This window comes from Proteiniphilum saccharofermentans, from assembly GCF_900095135.1.
Lineage (GTDB): Bacteria > Bacteroidota > Bacteroidia > Bacteroidales > Dysgonomonadaceae > Proteiniphilum > Proteiniphilum saccharofermentans.
On record NZ_LT605205.1, the window covers coordinates 4,269,128 to 4,285,896 of the forward strand.

Consider the following 16,769-nt stretch of genomic DNA (forward strand, 5'->3'; position numbering starts at 1 on the left):
ACAAATATCTTCCAATTCCCGCCATGACATAGCATAAGCAAACTTAACCTCTGCTCACTTGGCTTAACGGAATAGTTCCGCAACCGACTGGATGAAGTAATGATTTCCGGAAAACAAAGGTAATGATTTTCTCTGCTTAGCTAAACTTTTGATATGAATTTTTTGTTTTAAAAAAGATGTGCTGATAAAAAAACAGCCAATTAAAGAAAAATTTCTTTAATTATTTTCCTGTTTGAAAGAATTTGTATATTTTTGTATGCCAGTTTTTAGGTTGGTCTGCATGCAAGTTTTATTCATTCATAATATTAAACCCTAATTTTATCAAAATGGCAAATTTAGATTTGAGCAAGTATGGCATTACGGGCGATTTTGAAGTCGTTCATAATCCTTCCTACGAGACGCTTTACCAGGATGAAATGAATCCGGCGAACGAAGGTTTCGAGAGAGCTAAATTAACGAAGAGCGGCGCTACTGCCGTTTATACCGGTAAATTCACCGGCCGTTCTCCCAAAGATAAATTCATCGTAGAAGATGATATCACAAGAGATACCCTGTGGTGGGATGGCACTATCAACCGTCCTTGCACCCCGGAAGCATTCAACTATTGCAAAGGGTTGGTAGCCAACCAGCTTTCCAAAGCAAAAAAACTGTATGTAGTGGACACCTTCTGCGGCACCAACGCCGATACCCGTATGAAAGTACGCTTCGTAATGGAAGTTGCCTGGCAGGCCCACTTCGTAACCAATATGTTCATTCGTCCGTCACACTACGAACTGGCCAACTACGGTGAGCCCGATTTCGTATGCCTCAACGGTTCAAAAGTAACCAATGACAAATGGCAGGAGCAAGGTTTGAACTCTGAAAACTTCACATTATTCGATCTCACCCAGAGAATGCAGGTGATCGGTGGTACCTGGTACGGCGGTGAAATGAAAAAAGGTATGTTCGCCCTGATGAACTACTATCTGCCGTTGAAAGGAATTGCTTCGATGCACTGCTCTGCCAACGTAGGCGAAGATGGTGACGTAGCTATTTTCTTCGGTCTCTCCGGAACAGGAAAAACTACTTTATCTGCCGACCCGAAACGTTACCTGATTGGAGACGACGAGCATGGATGGGATGAACATGGAGTATTCAACTACGAAGGTGGTTGTTATGCAAAAGTGATCAACCTGAGCGAACAAAACGAACCGGACATCTGGCGTGCTATCCGCCGCGATGCACTTCTGGAAAACGTAACTGTAGATGATGAAGGTAATATCGATTTCGCTGACGGTTCTACTACTGAGAACACCCGCGTTTCGTATCCTATCTACCACATCAGCAAGATCGTTCTTCCGTCACGTGCCGGTCACGCTAACAAAATCATCTACCTGTCGGCTGACGCATTCGGCGTATTGCCTCCGGTATCTCTCCTCGACGACAACCAGGCACAGTACCACTTCCTCTGCGGATTTACTTCCAAACTGGCAGGTACCGAGCGTGGTATCACCGAGCCGCAGCCTTCATTCTCTCCTGCTTTCGGAGAAGCGTTCCTCACGCTGCATCCCACTATGTATGCAAAAACGTTGGTTGAAAAGATGAATCAGCACAACGCCAAAGCATATCTGGTAAATACCGGTTGGAACGGAACAGGAAAACGTATTTCTCTGAAAGATACTCGTGCCATCATCGATGCTATCATCGACGGTTCAATCGAAAATGCAGAAAAGGTACACATCCCGATCATGAACCTGACGGCTCCTGCAAAACTGGAAGGTGTTTCTGACATCCTCGACCCGCGTAATACTTACGCCGACAAGAGTGAGTGGGAAGCCAAAGCCAAGAAACTGGCCGCCATGTATATCGAAAACTTCAAGCAATATTGCGACAACGATGCTGCCATAGCATTGATCCCTTCAGGACCGCAATTAGACTAATAAGTTAGAAATTTGCTTAACGGTTAGTTTTCACAACGAATTCGTTGAGCATTATCCATAAAAAACCCGCTTCGCAGATATGAGGCGGGTTTTTATTTTTACAGTAATCCATCACCGTTGAGGCCATGGAAGGGCTGTATATATTTATTCCTCCAGCAACATAATCTCTACTTTACGAAAATCGATAGGATGTCCTTCGCTCTGCAGGGAGATAGTGCCACCGCTCAGCATTTTGTTACCACCATTCAGCTCAACCAATTTGGCATAGGTTGCATCCCGTTCATCCAATTGTGGTTGCGAGTATTGAAGCACGGTATCGCCATTGATGATATGCCTTATCACTTCATTGCCCCTCACCTCTACTTCTGCGGTAAACCACTCTTCACCATAAAAATAATCGGTAGATGAGTTGATGCAATGATCCAGGGTCAACTTTCCATCCATCACGATATTGGTTCCGGGAGTACACACATTCATGTTGGTACGCTCCACCAGGGAATCGCTGCCAAGTAACTGCACCTCGATGGAAGTGGGAAAATCCTGATCTTTGTCCATCGATTCAGGTGTCTGTCCATGAATCATAATCCCGCTGTTCTTATATGCCCAGCCGGGCGCACCGGGGCATTGGTCACCTACAATACGGTATTCCACACGGAGTCTGTAGTGTGAGAATTGATCTTTGTAGAACAGATGTCCGAAGCGGTTATCAAATGAATCATACGCCTCGTAGCGCACTTTAATTATCCCATCTTCTACCCGGAATGTATTTCCAAAATTATCTCCCATTTCATATCCGGTAATTTTCAGAGTCCATCCGGTCATATCTTTACCGTTAAAGAGCTGTACCCATTCAGCTTCGCCCGTCCTTTTCCCGTTACAGGAAACCAGAAATGCAATTGAAATAACACTAAAAAAAATGAATAATTTGCTATACTTCATGATTGTGAGCGGTTTAAATAAACATTTTCTTTTTCCCTTCGCACCTCACCAAAATTCAAACAAATTTGTTTTTGGCTTCGGTTTGTCGTCAGTTGTTTTACCGAGCGTAAAAAATGTTTAATGTCATTGAATAATAAGGAGCAAAGATAATCATTTTTTAACTTTACACCTCTAAAATACCGCGAAATCCTCTGGCTGCATAATAAGACTCGGCACCATTATGATAGATAAAGACCCGTCCATACCGTCGGTCCCCAAATAATCCACCGCCCAACTTCCTGACATCCTGAGGCGCCACGATCCAGCTTGAGGTTTTGGTATCGAACTCACCTAACCGCTGCAAGGCATGGTACTGCTCCTCTGTCAGCAACGCTATTCCCATCTCGGAAGCCATCCCGATGGCACTGTGCCGGGGTTTATGCTCTTTTCTTGATGCCAGCGCCTCGGGATCATAGCATACACTCCTTCGGCCTTTAGGACTTTCAGGCGAACAATCACAAAAGATGTACTTGTCAAGCTGTTTGTCATATCCTATCACATCGGGTTCTCCTCCGGTCTCCTCCATCTCGTTGAGTGACCACAACTTTTCCGGATACTCTTCAAACCGGCTTTGTATCTTGCTAAAGTCAAGGCCTTCGTGCCGATTCATATTCTTCTCAAACCGGCTTCGCAAGGTAGCCAGCAACGCGTTCGCCTGTTCTTCCGGCAACACATTCTTATCTTGTATCTTATTTCCCATAAAGTTTATATTGATTGTTCAATTACATTAGACATTTTGAGTCACCTTCGCTCCTCGATTGTTAATTCTACGTTCGGCAAAGTAAATAAATTCACTTTGCGCTTACTTAACAAAATAGTTCTCGCAACGGCATATTCAAGTAAACTTAGTTGTTTTCTACACTCGACATAGTCAAAACAAGTTTGTCTTCTGCTCGTATTGCTTAACGAAATAGCTTTATTCGTCTTTTTGAAGGTCTCACCGATATCTTACTGTAATTGAGAGACTCTATCATTCAGATTTAAACAATTCAGCCGGTGATTAAGTTTTAATACTCCATTATTAATCGTTTTATCGATTTTATTTTATTATTTTTTCAAGTTTCGCAAGACCTCGGCTTTAGTTGTACACATCTCAAATCCACACATAAAAATTGAGTTATTTTTTATTTTAATAACATTATTAAAGTAAATTTCTAATCAAAAGTATCACTTATCGATTTTTTTATATACCACCTCTCCATATACTATAAATATCTGGTTTTAAATCTATTTAGCTTTTAGTCCTGAACAGGCTAAGGTATGGTAATTCTTCTGCGTCCTGTTGGAGCGAAAAAATTTACGAAACAATCGTACGGTTTAACTTAAAAATCGATAGAAAACATCGATTAAAAAATCGTAAATAAAATCTTATTCAAATATTTATTGCTACTTTTGTTTGACTGTCAGGTAATTTTTTTAATAACCTTAATACCGTGCAATAAAATAATCACGGTATTAAGGTTGAACACAATCCGATCATAATCAATACGTTTAAATATAGATAAATATTTTTACCGGATTGTTTTGCCGTAATTTACTTAAAACTGGTAAAGTTTAGCAATGAAACATAAGACCTCAGTTCTAATTGTTAATTCCAGGGAGAAGACAAGCAAAGTCCGTCAGGTACCCACCCACATCATTGTCCACTGGCGGAAATACGCGGCATTTCTCTCATTGCTTATCATCTCCTTTATCCTGGTTTCCGGTTTTCTGATCTATCAGAACACCAGTCGGGTTTATAAGGAAAGGCTGGACAGAGCCAATTATATCCGGAACCGGATCGATCTTCACAAGGCTCTCACCGCTTTTGCGTCCATTGATTCGGGGATGTATCGCATCAACTCATTCCTTCAGGACAGGGGGTTGGAAAAGTTGAAAATGGACAATATGGGGGGAATAAGCACTGAATTTGACATCACAAATATCAATGAATTTGCCGATTTTTATCAAAAGCAGGTATTGGGGTTGGAGGAAACATTAAACTCGGTACCGATAGGCAAACCATTTGACGGAAAAATAACTTCAGAATATGGGTATCGCCGTAACCCGTTCACAGGAAGAAATACGGAGTTTCATGGCGGCATAGATTTTAAAGGCCAGGTGGGAGACAGCATTAAAACCACGGGTTGCGGGATAGTTACTTTTGCCGGATATAAAGGCGGATACGGGAGATGCGTGATCATTGAACACGATAAAAATCTCCAAACGCTGTACGCACACCTCTGGCAGATCCATGTGAAGAAAGGTGATTATGTGCAGAGCGGACAATTTATCGGATTGATGGGCAGTTCCGGGAGGAGTACGGGCTCACATTTACATTATGAAATTATTTATAACAGGAAGAGAATCAACCCTAAAAAATACATAAGTATTGATGATGAGGAAGAAATTTATGGCTAAAGAAGAAAGAAAAAAGGATATCGGGGTTTCAAAGTTGGATTCCCTGCCTATCACCACTGTAGTAGGTAACGATATGAGTTTCAAAGGGGATATTCACGGAGACGGCATTGTCCGGATCGACGGCAAAGTGGAAGGAAACATATCGTCAAAACAAGGCATCATCCTGGGGGAAAAAGCAAATGTGGAAGGTTCTTTGGAAAGCGACAATGTCATTATCTTTGGACACATCAAAGGTTCTATCAAAAGCAAAGAACTTATTTTAAAAACTACCGGATCGGTTCAAGGCGATATCGTTTCCGATTTTTTGGAAGTAGAAATGGGCAGCAAGTACGATGGATCCCTGAAAATCGGACAACGCGAAATACACGACGATACCAAACAGGGCAAAGTAAAAGTAGCTCCGCCGGGAATCGAACCCGGATCTACGGTTTAGGAAACCGCTATTCTATCCATTGAACTACAGAGCCGAATAGAAATGCAAAAATAATATTTTTCCCGTTATCTACAAAAGAAAGAGGAACCGTAGATTCAACTCGCAAATGCAATTTTATTTTCCAAAGATGCAAAAAATAATTGAGCCGGTGTTTTATAGTTCAATTTTTTTCTTGGTCTTCGGTTTAATTTGTATTGTATCTCCTTCACTTTTTCACTATTAACATCATTAAAGTCAGTTCCTTTCGGGATGTATTGGCGTACGAGTTTATTGGTGTATTCGTTCAATCCTCTTTCCCAGGAACTGTATGGATTGGCAAAGTAAAAATCAATATCCAAAGCGCTTGCAATGGCTTTGTGTTCTGCAAACTCCTTGCCGTTATCGGATGTTATGGTGTGAATCTTTCCTTTATAAGGCATTAACAGACGGATGACAGTCTCCTTTACTGCCTCGGCATTCTTCCCCTTTTCCAATTTTTCCATTAGCACAAACGCCTTGGTTCGCTCCACGATGGTTAAGATGGCACCCTTGCCGTCTTTGCCGATTACGGTATCGATTTCCAAATCTCCAAATCGTTTTTTCTGGTCTACGATTGCCGGTCGGTGTTCAATCCCCACCCTGTCTTTAATGTGTACCCGGGTATCCGATACCGGGCGTCTTCTGTGCTTGAGCTTGTGGCGTAAGAAAGTGTATAAATCTCCTCCTTGCGCCTTGTCTTTGCGAATGTGCTGATAAATCCTTTCCACGCTTACCATCTCAATGCCGTTGACTTTGCAATAGCCGTTAATCTGTTCGGGAGACCACTGTTCTTCCCGTAGTTTTTTGTCAATGAACCGCTGCATGGATGAACTGAAGCTACGCTTGCGCTTGAAGCGTTCCTTGCGTTCATCGGCAAGCATTTGAGCGCGAGCCGCAGAATACTTCCCACGCTTGGCTTTATTGCGGGACAACTCCCGACTTATGGTTGATTCCGATACTCCTACAATCCCTGCAATCTGTTTTTGTGTACTTCCCCTTTGAAGTAGAGCTGATATTTGGTATCTTCGCTCTACGGTCAATTGTTTAAATTTTTTCATAATACAACTATTATAAACATTTTGGCCAACTTTCCCAAGGGAACGCGTTCCCTTGGGAATCTTTTTGACCATTAATAAATGATATTTAGTTGCATTTACTAATTGAATTTACGAACGAGAAAAAATATTTGCATCTCACGCCGACAAACAATTTCCTTTTTAAGTTGTTATTCAATAGATCAAAATTGAATATCACAAAAATTATGAATAAAATAGCGATTCTATACGGTTCATCGGGTGGGAACGCAGAATCTGTGGCAAGGCAGGTGCAGGACCTGTTCGACGGAAATGCCGACTTATATAATGTGGAGTATGTTTCCATCGATGAAATAAAAGATTATCCTTATTTTGTGGTAGGGACTTCCACTACGGGGATAGGAGATCTGCAGGACGACTGGGACGGATTTCTCCCTAGTTTTGCCGGAATGGATTTCACCGGAAAAAAGGTAGCCATCTTCGCACTAGGCGACAGCGCTTCTTACTCGACCAGTTTTGCAGAATCGATGAAAGTGGTCTACGACGAATTAAGCGATAAAGCCGAAATTGTTGGCCGGGTTCCGGATGAAGGGTATACCTACGACGAGTCTACCGCCGTAATCGACGGTTTGTGGGTAGGACTTCCCATCGATGAGGATAACGAGTACGATATGACTGAAGAACGCCTCGCCAAGTGGGTCGAAACTTTGAAAGAAGAATTCGTGTAATGGGGGATATTCCATCGTGATTAATTATTGAATAACCTTGAATAAATTTTCAATAAAAGGAGCTGGTTGAGAGATTAAATTGCATATATTTGTGTGACGATTGAGGAACGGCCTTCTTAAGGAAACGGTTGTGGTGCGTAATAACACGACAGTCAGAAAGTTGACGGGCAAGGTAGTCCTGAACAACAATTCATGCAATTGAAGTGAAAAACAAATAATCATAATGGCAGTATCAAAACGATTTATTTTACTGACAGCCTTGATAGTGGTCTTGTCGGTAAGTTGTTATGGCGTTGAAATCGAACCGAACTTAACACTGGACAAAATTGCGCAGGCATCCGAGAAAACGTCAGTCAACACAAATCCTACTCGTTTGGGGCAAACGGATGCAGACGAGATCACCAACCTTTTGCTAGCGGCCTTTGCCGCCCTGGGAACAGTGCTTACCTGGCAGGCCATTCGCAGGGAATCAAAACAGCAACAGATCAAGCGTACATTTCAGTCTAAAATCCTGTCCGACCTGATACGCCACATGTACCGGAATAAGGTATGTATATGTGCAACACACTGGAAGCTTCAGGAAGAAGGATTTGACAGGTATTATCCGTCAGAAGAGCACCTGTTAAAGTTAAAACTCCTACCGGAAGACCTGCGTTTCGACCGTTTCGACAATACTCCTGATTTTTATGATATCCTGCATGAACTAGAACTGAAGTTCAGGAATTTCAATATTGAAGTAGACGTTTCATTAGAACATCTGAAACAACAAAATATAGATGAGAAAACCAAAATACGGGATCTGGAAGTACTCGAATTCAAGTCCCAGTTGCTGACAAGCGACATTATCAATCTGATGCATACCCTGAAACTCCCTATTGAGGAAGAAAAGAATAAACGTCCCGGGGAAAGCGCCTTGAGATACACTACCATGGAAAGCGGCAATACCGATCAAAATGGCTTGCGGAAGAAGTTCCATGCGGAGATTCCATTGGAGTATATTGAAAATGTGAGGAAATTCCTGGCATCCAAGTCTGCCCGTTATTCGAAGTTGCATCCGGCGGAACTTCCTTCAAAACCTTGCCGTCCGGATCACAGGAATGAGAGAACAGGCTACTTCGACGATGTCCTGCAACTTTCCGAATATTTAGACAATGACATCAAAGGTGAATATCCAAAAATTCACTTGATTGAATTCCGGGCCTGATTTCCCTGCTAGAAGAAGGCAAAAAACACATTTATATCATATATTCCTACCATTGGTATTGTTCTATTGATGAATTGGTTTTGGCAGGCTCCTCTGCTCATTTATTCTAAAACCGGGATAATAAGGAAGAGAAGCTGTCCCAAAATACTTGAAGCAGCCTCTCTTGCTTGACCTGCCTTCTAAACGAGCGGAATAAACCACTTATATTCTTTGATTAGATCTCTAAGGATAAAGGGTATTAATTATTGTCTCCAAATCGATATAGATTTTTTCTGTATTGCCCAATATTATGGGATTGTCCAACTTGTATAGATTCCAATCCTCCATAGTGGGATCTGACCCTTTAAAAATATGGGTAATAATGCGTCCGTCGGGTTTGATAGTACATTCACCATCATTATTGAAGTTGATTTCCTGCAATTTGGGCGTGCCATTCAAAGAGCCGTCTTCCGTCAACTGATTATCGTAATAGAAATAATAAGTCTCATTTTTCGGACCTTTAAACGTTGGATAAGCCGTGACCGCCACATACTCTCCCAAAACCGGCTCACCGGTGACCCAATTAATGACAGACACGGGAGATATTGTCATCTCTTTTGGAGATAAGGTGAAGCAATAGCAATTATTGCTTCCGAGTGCTCCGGTTATACCCAAGTTCACCTTATGCTTATATTCGATCGGCAGTAGAAGATCATTACCAACGGTCACATACTCCACAATGATCTCTGTTGCAGCAGGTGTAGCTTCGGGAAGTATCAGCATATATTCCAGTACGCCCGCGGCTCTTACACTATATGGCGTATAATCCGTTCCTCCTACCTTTACCTTAACCGTTACCTCATTGATATCCTCGCGTACAATGTCTTGGAATTTGAAATTAAGCATCGCCCGTTGATGGCTCAATTGGACAGATAGTTTCTTGCCAAACGATTCTGTGGCATTTCCCGGAAGCACCGATTTCGCCCTGTGCAATATATCCTGAGCTATCAGTTGCTCTTCTGTAGATTGATCAGTTGCAACTGCGGCATCTTTTGTGCTTGGATACAACCACGCCTCCACATGCGGCTTGAAATAGTTGGGGAAAAGGAGCTGCTTGTCTGGAGATGGTTTCCAAGTATTGTTCGTGTCATCATACACACCTGCGGTAAAGGAAGCAGCGTCATATGGTGTTCCATCAACACTTCCGGATGCGTTTCCATTATACAGGGAAAAGTCCAACTTCCAGTCTTCCCGAATATTATTACTGCCAAGGAAAAAAAAACTACTAGTAGGGTCTTCATTCGTATTCACGGCATAATCAATGCCAGCTACTGTTGCCCTGGTAGTAGCTGCGGTTCCTGATGAAAGGTCTACACCCCCCAATTGCAATGCGACACCATCGATCTCCACCATATCGCTGTTGACTTCAATATTGTCATTCTTGTCGCATCCCGCCACATTGAAGCCCAATATAAGGACAACTGCGTATATATATAAAGTTTTATGTTTCATTTTTATTCCTGTTTATAAGATTATCCCGTTATCAGTTAAACACATTCGTCCCATCAGAATAAGTGACCTTATCAGCATTGGAAAATTGATTCTTGTAATTGTTCAACGTAGAAATATTCAGATAACGATCTCCCTCTGCCTTTATCCTGTCGGATACTTCTATATCATTCACGATGTCGAATGTACGAGTACTCCAATCCGATTGCAACTCCCCATTCAGGTCTCCGGTCAGCAACCATGATACGGTTACCAATTGTGCGATAGTACTTATCTCATAGCGCTCTGTTTCTTCATTCAATACCGGAAGCTGGAAGGGCACACCCACGTGATCCCCATCGGGTTGAGGGAATCCGGCTATAGAGATAGTTGCCATCAAATCATAACCTTCGGGAGTAAGGGTGACCAAGTAATCGTGATTTTTTTGTAACTCAATATGCGTGCTATTAGGGATATACATAATCCCTTCGTAGTCATTATCGGTAGTTCCTTCAGCACCCACTTTCACCAATCCAATTTCCATTCTCTTTCCGTCATTTATGCCTGGGCCAAAGACAACTCCGGCCGGCACAATCACTTCGGCATTGAGGGTTCCCGTCCCTTCACAGTACGCCCAAAAACCGACTTGCCGCTCTCCTTGTCCATCATCAAGATCAACATTTTCAAGCTCAAAAAGGAGTGATTTGATGATTAATCCACTGGCATTTTGCCCTGCAAGTCGGAAAGTGATCTTACTTTGTTCATGTTGGAAAACCAATGGAACGGGATCTGCCGTAGGCATGATATTGGCCTCGGTGACATGGGCAGTAAGGCGGTTGGCAAGTTTGAACTGATCCAAGTCGCGTTGATCGGTAATAACCGCGCCCCTGTTCTCAAACGACGGCCAAAAGGCTTTCAACTCAGAAATAAAAGTCTGGTCTGCAGGAAAAAAGAAACCCTGACCTTGAGCCTTTTCGGCAAAAGTACCGTTGTTATAAGTATAGGGGTACGAAACAAAATCGCTTCCCGTCCTGCTTGTCTTGACCTGGACAGTGATATCGTTCCCGTTCTCGAAAAACGGTATATTTCCTGCGGCGCGAACTTCCACTTTGTTCCTATCTGCCACGGAAGGAAGCAATGTTAATTGTTGTCCTTCCCCCACAGGAAGAGGATCGTTGACATCGTTTTGGCACGAACCCAAAGAGACCACCCCTCCAAAGATCAACAGCGAATATATCAATGATTTTATCTTCATAATCAAATTCTTATTATTGTAAACGAGACTCCCACACTAAAGTAGGATAGTTGGAAGGAGTACTTCCCATATTTCCCCAATAGTTATCCAAAGTGCTATTTGCTTTCGGCCACTCGTCACTGGTACCCCAGGAAGGCCATTCGGAAGGGCCGAATTCTTTTACCCCATCCACCGTATTACCTTTCAAGGTTTTCGTAAAGCTATCGGTAACACCTGTTCCTGCCGGTACAGGATCTACTACATTGGTGAATCCTTGTGCCACCTCCACGGGATCAGTGTCGGGTGGAGTTGGTTGCATATACCCTTCAGCCGAAGAGGTTGTGTAACTACGCGATATGGAACCTCCATTGACCAGGCCGGCAAAGGCTCCAACCCATACCTTCTCGTAAGTGTTGGGGTCCACATCTTTATTCACCTCAATACTGCCCTCAGACACATAAGAATCTTTTATCTCTCCCTTATAACTCTGGTCATCACCAACAATTCCTGCGAGGCCACCCACAATCACGTTCTCTCCCGTGACTTTAATCGTGGGTTGTGAAACCTTACAGCCCTGCACGCTACTGGTTCCTTGTCCGGTGTCTTCTTTCAAGAGTTCGGACAATAGAGCTTGGATCACCGACTCGGGGAGCCCGGGGGGAAGACTTTCTCTTAAATTATTTTCAATAGCTTGTATTCGGGCTGCCTCCTCTTCTGGAGTCAAAGCCCTGTTCAGCTGCCCTACCAGTCCCCCTATGTTAAGAGTCTGATTGGGATCAGTATTCTCTACCTCAATCTCCGGACTCTCCAAATGCAGGTTCTTGATGACGCTGCTGCCGGTAACACTTCCAAACAAGCCAACATTCCCGTCAACCGGCACTTGGGTTATTTTCATATTTTTTACCGCATGGCCTCCACCATCGTAGGTACCGGAAAAATTTACCGGGGTCCAGTCGCCTTTATCTGTCAAATCTATATCACACACTTGGTATCCCCCACTCCCACCGGCCAAAGTGGATGCATCATATATCAGGTTATCGGAAGTGGGAATAAACATCTCACCGGTTGTTAAATTGTATCCGTAACGATATACGTTACCCTCCCGTATCTCCAAGTCCTCAGGGAAAAACAAAGTCAACTTATCACTTTGAAGCAATACATCCCCTTTTTTGAAGGTATTGTCGTAGTGGTTAGGATTGTCGCCATGATGGGGATTATCGGTTCCCTTTTGCTCATTATTTTTCCATATATAGGAGGTAAATCGTTGCACATGCATTCCACTGGAGGTGGGACTCGGCGCAGAGCCGTAGGGTTGCTCAATGATATCCACCCAATTCTCCCTCTTATCCTCACCGCTGCCGGCATCCTGTGGATCTATAGACGGCACTATCTTCACTACTCCATCTGTCTTTGTCGTAGCATCAGGAAATAGGTCCGGATCGTCAGACACCAATACCACCTGTATTTTCACTGTTTGCTGAGGCACCAAATGCAATCTTACAAGATAAGCATTGGTAGGATTCACATTAGTTTGTGCCCGGTATGGGATATAATACTGGTAAGAATAATCGTTCTCGGTGATGGGATATCTTTTCTCATCATCTTTCGAAGTGAATGTATAATCGTCAGCCGCACTATTATAAGGATAAAAAGCCACAATAGTCATCCGGTCGTAAATATAAATATCACTCCCATCTACCGGCACGATTTTACCGTCCTTCACTTCACACTCCAAGTTACGCACATAGGGTTTCGTAAGAATATCAGCTTTATAATCATCTTCATAATAGATATACAATCCGATATTCTTTTTGTCGTCACCATTTGTGGGATGCGTTCCCTCGCTGATACTTCCGGCTCCCCCTAATTCGGCAAGACGGGTTCCGGGCGTTACGATATCTCCCACGTATAGGTTTAGCAAGGTCCCCTCGGCAGCAGGTTCGGAATTGTTTACCACCTCATCCGAACAGCCATACAGGATCACCGACAAAAGGGCCACACACACATACGTGATATATTTCATAGTCTTCATATCTCTTTCGTTATTAAATTAAGGATTCGGTACTGCTATTGGCCAAGAGAACCTATTCTCATCCAGTTCGTACTTCCAAGCAGAAGAACCCAATGCGCTATTTAATTTATCAATCGTATTGTTACTACGAATTACCGAAGAAGCCAAATCGGCACTTTCTCCATCTACTGCATATTCAGGGTTATTGCCTACGGCCAATTCCGCACTGACAGCCTGGTCTTTTCTGGCTGTACCGGTCAACCAAAATCCGGTGACGACAACAGGCTGGGAAGTACCGGCTACCGAAGTGCCGATGATTCCACCCAAGACATTGGCACTCTTATCGAGCATTCCCGTATTGAGACAGGCGGTAACAGCGCCTCCACTGGAATTCTTATTTTCACCGACAATACCTCCTACGGCTCCAGAAGAATCACCGAATACGTTTCCGCTATTCACCGAAGCGATGATTGTACCGCCAGCCTCATTTGTCCCCGCAATACCACCGGCAACCATTTGTCCTGAGGCAGCCTGCACGTTGGCCTGGTTGGCTACCGCCTCTATCGTACCGGAGTTGGATTGACAGATCGCCCCGATAGCTCCGGAGCCGTTTCCTGTTATCTCTCCCGACGCGATACGGAAATGTTTCAAGATTCCCTTATTTTCGGTGAAAAGGCCGTTACCAGTGATGTACAGGTTTAAAATATCGAATCCTTTACCGTCCAACACTGAATTTTCGGGAAATGCCTGAGGAACGATCTCCACTGAAACACCATTCATATCAAGGTCTCTCATCACTTCATATTTCGCACCGTCAGGTTTAGCGGCATCGTTGAGCATCAGTGCAAATTGCAAGGGAGTGGAAATTTCCAATATATCACCCCTTTTCTTCATTCCATATCTGCCCAGATTGTCCACCGCAAGCTCTGTATCACCGGAAGGAGTGATCGTGACATCTTTTGCCAATAGTCCGTCTTTAGTATATAAATCGGCCGTGAGTTTGCCCCCTAACGTTGAGAGGTTTGGGGGTAATGAAACAAAATCTACATTGTAACCAGATCCATCCAACTCTGCCTTACCGATATATTGATATACCTTTCCATCCGTATGTTCGTACTTCAGTAACATCTTGGAGATATCACCACTATCATAGTCATCAGTGGAGAGTGAGATAATTTTCGGTTCGTAACCCCATTCGGTATCACCCGGTTTAACATCCCAAGGTTTCACGGTCACTTCTATCGAAGTAATCTTCAACCGATTGATTTTAAACACCAAGTCATAAGCAAGACCCGGTTTAAGAATAAAATCGGTTTCGACTCCCGTACTCCCTAATTTAGCTTTTGAGAATTTCAATGCCACCAAGTCTTCTGTTGTGGCCACATAGTCATCAATTTTCAGATAGGAAAATATCTGCCCTGGATATGTGGTCAAGTTCATGCCGTTTGGCACCAGATAGTGAGTGGTAGGGGTTGTCGTGATATTTGAAAAACTATAGTCCCCATTTGGACTATTTGTTGCATAACCCTCACTATTTCCACCGGTAAATATGTTGTAAGTGCCTTTATTAGCAATAGGTGCCGTATTTCCGGAACGGTAGAAATTCATTGTCACGCTCTGCGGTTTCGTTTCTTCCACATCACCTGCCACCTCTATCCTCACATCCACCCGGGTCATCAGGTGCTTGTAGGTGATGTACTCGACCGGATCATCCGACTTGCCGGATTTCAGTGTAGTCCCATCGGCTTCGGTCCCTACGCCCAACAGATAGTCATTATTGATACCTGTACCGGAAGTCAGGGTGATATTTCCATTTTCACTTATCGTCGATCCTGTATAAGAAAACAAATTAATCGCTTTCTTACCGAGAGGATAATAGACAGTACCATCCAGCTTATTCCGGCCTTGGTCTGTTGTATTTTTCGCACCAATAAAGATTTCCTGGTTTAGCAAGTAGTTTGATACCGGCGCGTCGACTGTCCTTGCGGACAGGTAAAACTTCACCCCGGAATAGGCTTCCAATGGATACCCTGTAGTGATCAACTCCCCATCACCTGGGTCATCAGCATCACCCAACGACCTCAGCATTCCATTCAGTTGTACCGGCACATCTCCTTCCACAGGCGGGTTTTCCACCGGAAGGTCGGAAGTACAACCAACGATGGTTCCACCAATGAGGAGTGCCGTCATATATTTATAGAATTGTTTCAACATATTCTTTATCCTTTATATCATTCAATCGTAACGGTACTTTCACCTTTATAATCCCATTCCACCAACTGTCCTTCAAGAATGACATCTGTATCGGGATCCGGAATAGGCACATATTTCACCTTAATGGTCAGCAACGTGGTTTTACCCATTTCGAGTTTGGCGCCTACCCCACTGGAGACCTCAAACTCTGTGATTTTAGCCTCTCTCAAGACTTCATTGACAACAGTGTTGGTAGTTGGGTGTAGTTCCTGAATCTTGATCGACACATAACTCTTTTCCTCCGTACCCGGCAGCAAGAAACAGTTTGTATAAGTGGGAAGTGTCGCCGTCAGTGTTATTAACGAACTGATGTGAGTACGCACTATCTCTTTAGGACCTGTCGCATCCAGGTTCGTCCATGCTTTGGGAGATGTTGTCTGAAGTAAATCGAACTCCCCGTTTTTCACCTCCGTCGATACTCTCAGCTCCGCAATCCTCAATCGGTTCGGATTAGGGAAATTCGCTGCCGGAATTTCTACCCCATCTTTATCCACCAATTTCACCTGTATATCGAGCTTTGCCATGGCGTGTTGAAATTCCCCTAAGCCGATGGCTTTATCTGTTGCCGCCTTTGCTGTTTCTTTGTTATACGGGCCAACCGGCTCGGTATAAAGAAAATCGGGAAAAGAATTTCCATTGGCTGTGACCTTTAATGTGTTGGTCCCGCTCACTCGTTCTACCCTGCTATCACCGTTAGTCCCATGGTACGGACTGTAAGCCACGAAAGCCAGGTATTCGGCGGGATTGAACGGCCAATATTGGGCAGGAGAAAAAGCGACCTCTTTCTCTCCGTTCAATGTTGTATTTGTACCGCTTGCCTTTACATGATCGAGATAGTAATCGAACCAATCGACGGATGTAAGAGGGGTTGTTTCATCCGTATTTGCGGCGACCACCCCAATGGTTCTTCCATCGATCGTCTCCGCCCTTGTCTGCACATCTACCGATACCGGAAGGGAAGACGCGGAGAGGGTGATTGGCACCTTCTCCGTCTCCGTGCCGGGGATATCGATGGCTTCTTTGTCGCAACTCGCAAAAATGAGCAGCGAACAAAGTGCCGCCATATATGTATAATATTTCCTTTTCATCT

13 protein-coding genes and 1 tRNA gene are annotated in these 16,769 nt (G+C 43.6%); 5 read left to right on the plus strand and 9 right to left on the minus strand.

What is annotated here, in order from left to right:
* The first annotated feature begins 326 nt into the window (after window positions 1-326).
* Window positions 327-1,919 carry a phosphoenolpyruvate carboxykinase (ATP) gene (gene pckA, locus PSM36_RS16630; protein ID WP_076932340.1) on the plus strand — a complete coding sequence of 531 codons (1,593 nt, stop codon included), beginning with the start codon at window positions 327-329 and terminating at the stop codon, window positions 1,917-1,919.
* A 144-nt stretch (window positions 1,920-2,063) separates the two neighbouring features.
* On the opposite strand, the gene PSM36_RS16635 is transcribed toward pckA, so the two are convergent.
* Both PSM36_RS16635 and PSM36_RS16640 read right to left on the minus strand, forming a co-directional pair.
* Window positions 2,064-2,858: a 3-keto-disaccharide hydrolase gene (locus PSM36_RS16635; protein ID WP_019538299.1), complete on the minus strand. Its 795-nt coding sequence runs from the start codon at window positions 2,856-2,858 to the stop codon at window positions 2,064-2,066.
* 163 nt (window positions 2,859-3,021) lie between these two features.
* Complete coding sequence (locus tag PSM36_RS16640; protein ID WP_076931864.1) at window positions 3,022-3,597, minus strand: DUF4256 domain-containing protein; 576 nt, start codon at window positions 3,595-3,597, stop codon at window positions 3,022-3,024.
* Between the two features lie 860 nt (window positions 3,598-4,457).
* Here PSM36_RS16640 and PSM36_RS16645 point away from each other — a divergent pair.
* Window positions 4,458-5,297 (plus strand): M23 family metallopeptidase, encoded by an 840-nt coding sequence (locus tag PSM36_RS16645; protein ID WP_076931865.1) that lies wholly within the window; start codon window positions 4,458-4,460, stop codon window positions 5,295-5,297.
* 73 nt (window positions 5,298-5,370) lie between these two features.
* The gene (locus tag PSM36_RS17925; RefSeq protein ID WP_394333060.1) at window positions 5,371-5,730 is read left to right on the plus strand and encodes a bactofilin family protein; all 360 of its coding nucleotides are present in this window, start codon (window positions 5,371-5,373) and stop codon (window positions 5,728-5,730) included.
* Here PSM36_RS17925 and PSM36_RS16655 read toward each other — a convergent pair.
* Both PSM36_RS16655 and PSM36_RS16660 read right to left on the minus strand, forming a co-directional pair.
* Window positions 5,693-5,764: transfer RNA gene (locus PSM36_RS16655), tRNA-Arg, on the minus strand. The genes PSM36_RS17925 and PSM36_RS16655 overlap by 38 nt on opposite strands.
* Before the next feature lie 61 nt (window positions 5,765-5,825).
* Window positions 5,826-6,806, minus strand: coding sequence for an IS30 family transposase (locus tag PSM36_RS16660; protein ID WP_076932160.1), 981 nt, complete (start codon window positions 6,804-6,806; stop codon window positions 5,826-5,828).
* 203 nt (window positions 6,807-7,009) lie between these two features.
* On the opposite strand from PSM36_RS16660, the gene PSM36_RS16665 reads away from it, so the two are divergent.
* Window positions 7,010-7,510, plus strand: a complete 501-nt coding sequence (locus PSM36_RS16665; protein ID WP_019538294.1) for a flavodoxin — start codon at window positions 7,010-7,012, stop codon at window positions 7,508-7,510.
* Window positions 7,511-7,733: 223 nt separating this feature from the next.
* Window positions 7,734-8,714, plus strand: a complete 981-nt coding sequence (locus PSM36_RS16670) for a hypothetical protein (protein WP_076931866.1) — start codon at window positions 7,734-7,736, stop codon at window positions 8,712-8,714.
* A gap of 222 nt (window positions 8,715-8,936) precedes the next feature.
* Here the strand turns inward: PSM36_RS16670 and PSM36_RS16675 are convergent, their stop codons facing one another.
* From PSM36_RS16675 to PSM36_RS16695, 5 genes are read right to left on the minus strand one after another with little or no spacing between them, the layout of a single operon-like run.
* Complete coding sequence (locus tag PSM36_RS16675; RefSeq protein WP_019538292.1) at window positions 8,937-10,205, minus strand: hypothetical protein; 1,269 nt, start codon at window positions 10,203-10,205, stop codon at window positions 8,937-8,939.
* A 31-nt stretch (window positions 10,206-10,236) separates the two neighbouring features.
* Entirely contained in the window at window positions 10,237-11,436 is a 1,200-nt protein-coding gene (locus PSM36_RS16680) for a fimbrillin family protein (protein ID WP_019538291.1), read from the minus strand.
* A 13-nt stretch (window positions 11,437-11,449) separates the two neighbouring features.
* Window positions 11,450-13,447 carry a fimbrillin family protein gene (locus PSM36_RS16685; protein WP_076931867.1) on the minus strand — a complete coding sequence of 666 codons (1,998 nt, stop codon included), beginning with the start codon at window positions 13,445-13,447 and terminating at the stop codon, window positions 11,450-11,452.
* 18 nt (window positions 13,448-13,465) lie between these two features.
* A complete protein-coding gene (locus PSM36_RS16690; protein ID WP_019538289.1) occupies window positions 13,466-15,640 on the minus strand; it encodes a fimbrillin family protein in 2,175 nt (724 codons plus the stop codon).
* Between the two features lie 17 nt (window positions 15,641-15,657).
* Window positions 15,658-16,767, minus strand: a complete 1,110-nt coding sequence (locus PSM36_RS16695; protein ID WP_019538288.1) for a fimbrillin family protein — start codon at window positions 16,765-16,767, stop codon at window positions 15,658-15,660.
* Window positions 16,768-16,769 lie beyond the last annotated feature (2 nt).

Excerpts from the sequence above, each read along its gene's own strand:
- pckA (WP_076932340.1), top strand. The coding sequence starts at position 327 with ATGGCAAATTTAGATTTGAGCAAGTATGGCATTACGGGCGATTTTGAA.
- PSM36_RS16635 (WP_019538299.1), bottom strand. The coding sequence starts at position 2,858 with ATGAAGTATAGCAAATTATTCATTTTTTTTAGTGTTATTTCAATTGCA.
- PSM36_RS16640 (WP_076931864.1), bottom strand. The coding sequence starts at position 3,597 with ATGGGAAATAAGATACAAGATAAGAATGTGTTGCCGGAAGAACAGGCG.
- PSM36_RS16645 (WP_076931865.1), top strand. The coding sequence starts at position 4,458 with ATGAAACATAAGACCTCAGTTCTAATTGTTAATTCCAGGGAGAAGACA.
- PSM36_RS17925 (WP_394333060.1), top strand. The coding sequence starts at position 5,371 with ATGAGTTTCAAAGGGGATATTCACGGAGACGGCATTGTCCGGATCGAC.
- PSM36_RS16660 (WP_076932160.1), bottom strand. The coding sequence starts at position 6,806 with ATGAAAAAATTTAAACAATTGACCGTAGAGCGAAGATACCAAATATCA.
- PSM36_RS16665 (WP_019538294.1), top strand. The coding sequence starts at position 7,010 with ATGAATAAAATAGCGATTCTATACGGTTCATCGGGTGGGAACGCAGAA.
- PSM36_RS16670 (WP_076931866.1), top strand. The coding sequence starts at position 7,734 with ATGGCAGTATCAAAACGATTTATTTTACTGACAGCCTTGATAGTGGTC.
- PSM36_RS16675 (WP_019538292.1), bottom strand. The coding sequence starts at position 10,205 with ATGAAACATAAAACTTTATATATATACGCAGTTGTCCTTATATTGGGC.
- PSM36_RS16680 (WP_019538291.1), bottom strand. The coding sequence starts at position 11,436 with ATGAAGATAAAATCATTGATATATTCGCTGTTGATCTTTGGAGGGGTG.
- PSM36_RS16685 (WP_076931867.1), bottom strand. The coding sequence starts at position 13,447 with ATGAAGACTATGAAATATATCACGTATGTGTGTGTGGCCCTTTTGTCG.
- PSM36_RS16690 (WP_019538289.1), bottom strand. The coding sequence starts at position 15,640 with ATGTTGAAACAATTCTATAAATATATGACGGCACTCCTCATTGGTGGA.
- PSM36_RS16695 (WP_019538288.1), bottom strand. The coding sequence starts at position 16,767 with ATGAAAAGGAAATATTATACATATATGGCGGCACTTTGTTCGCTGCTC.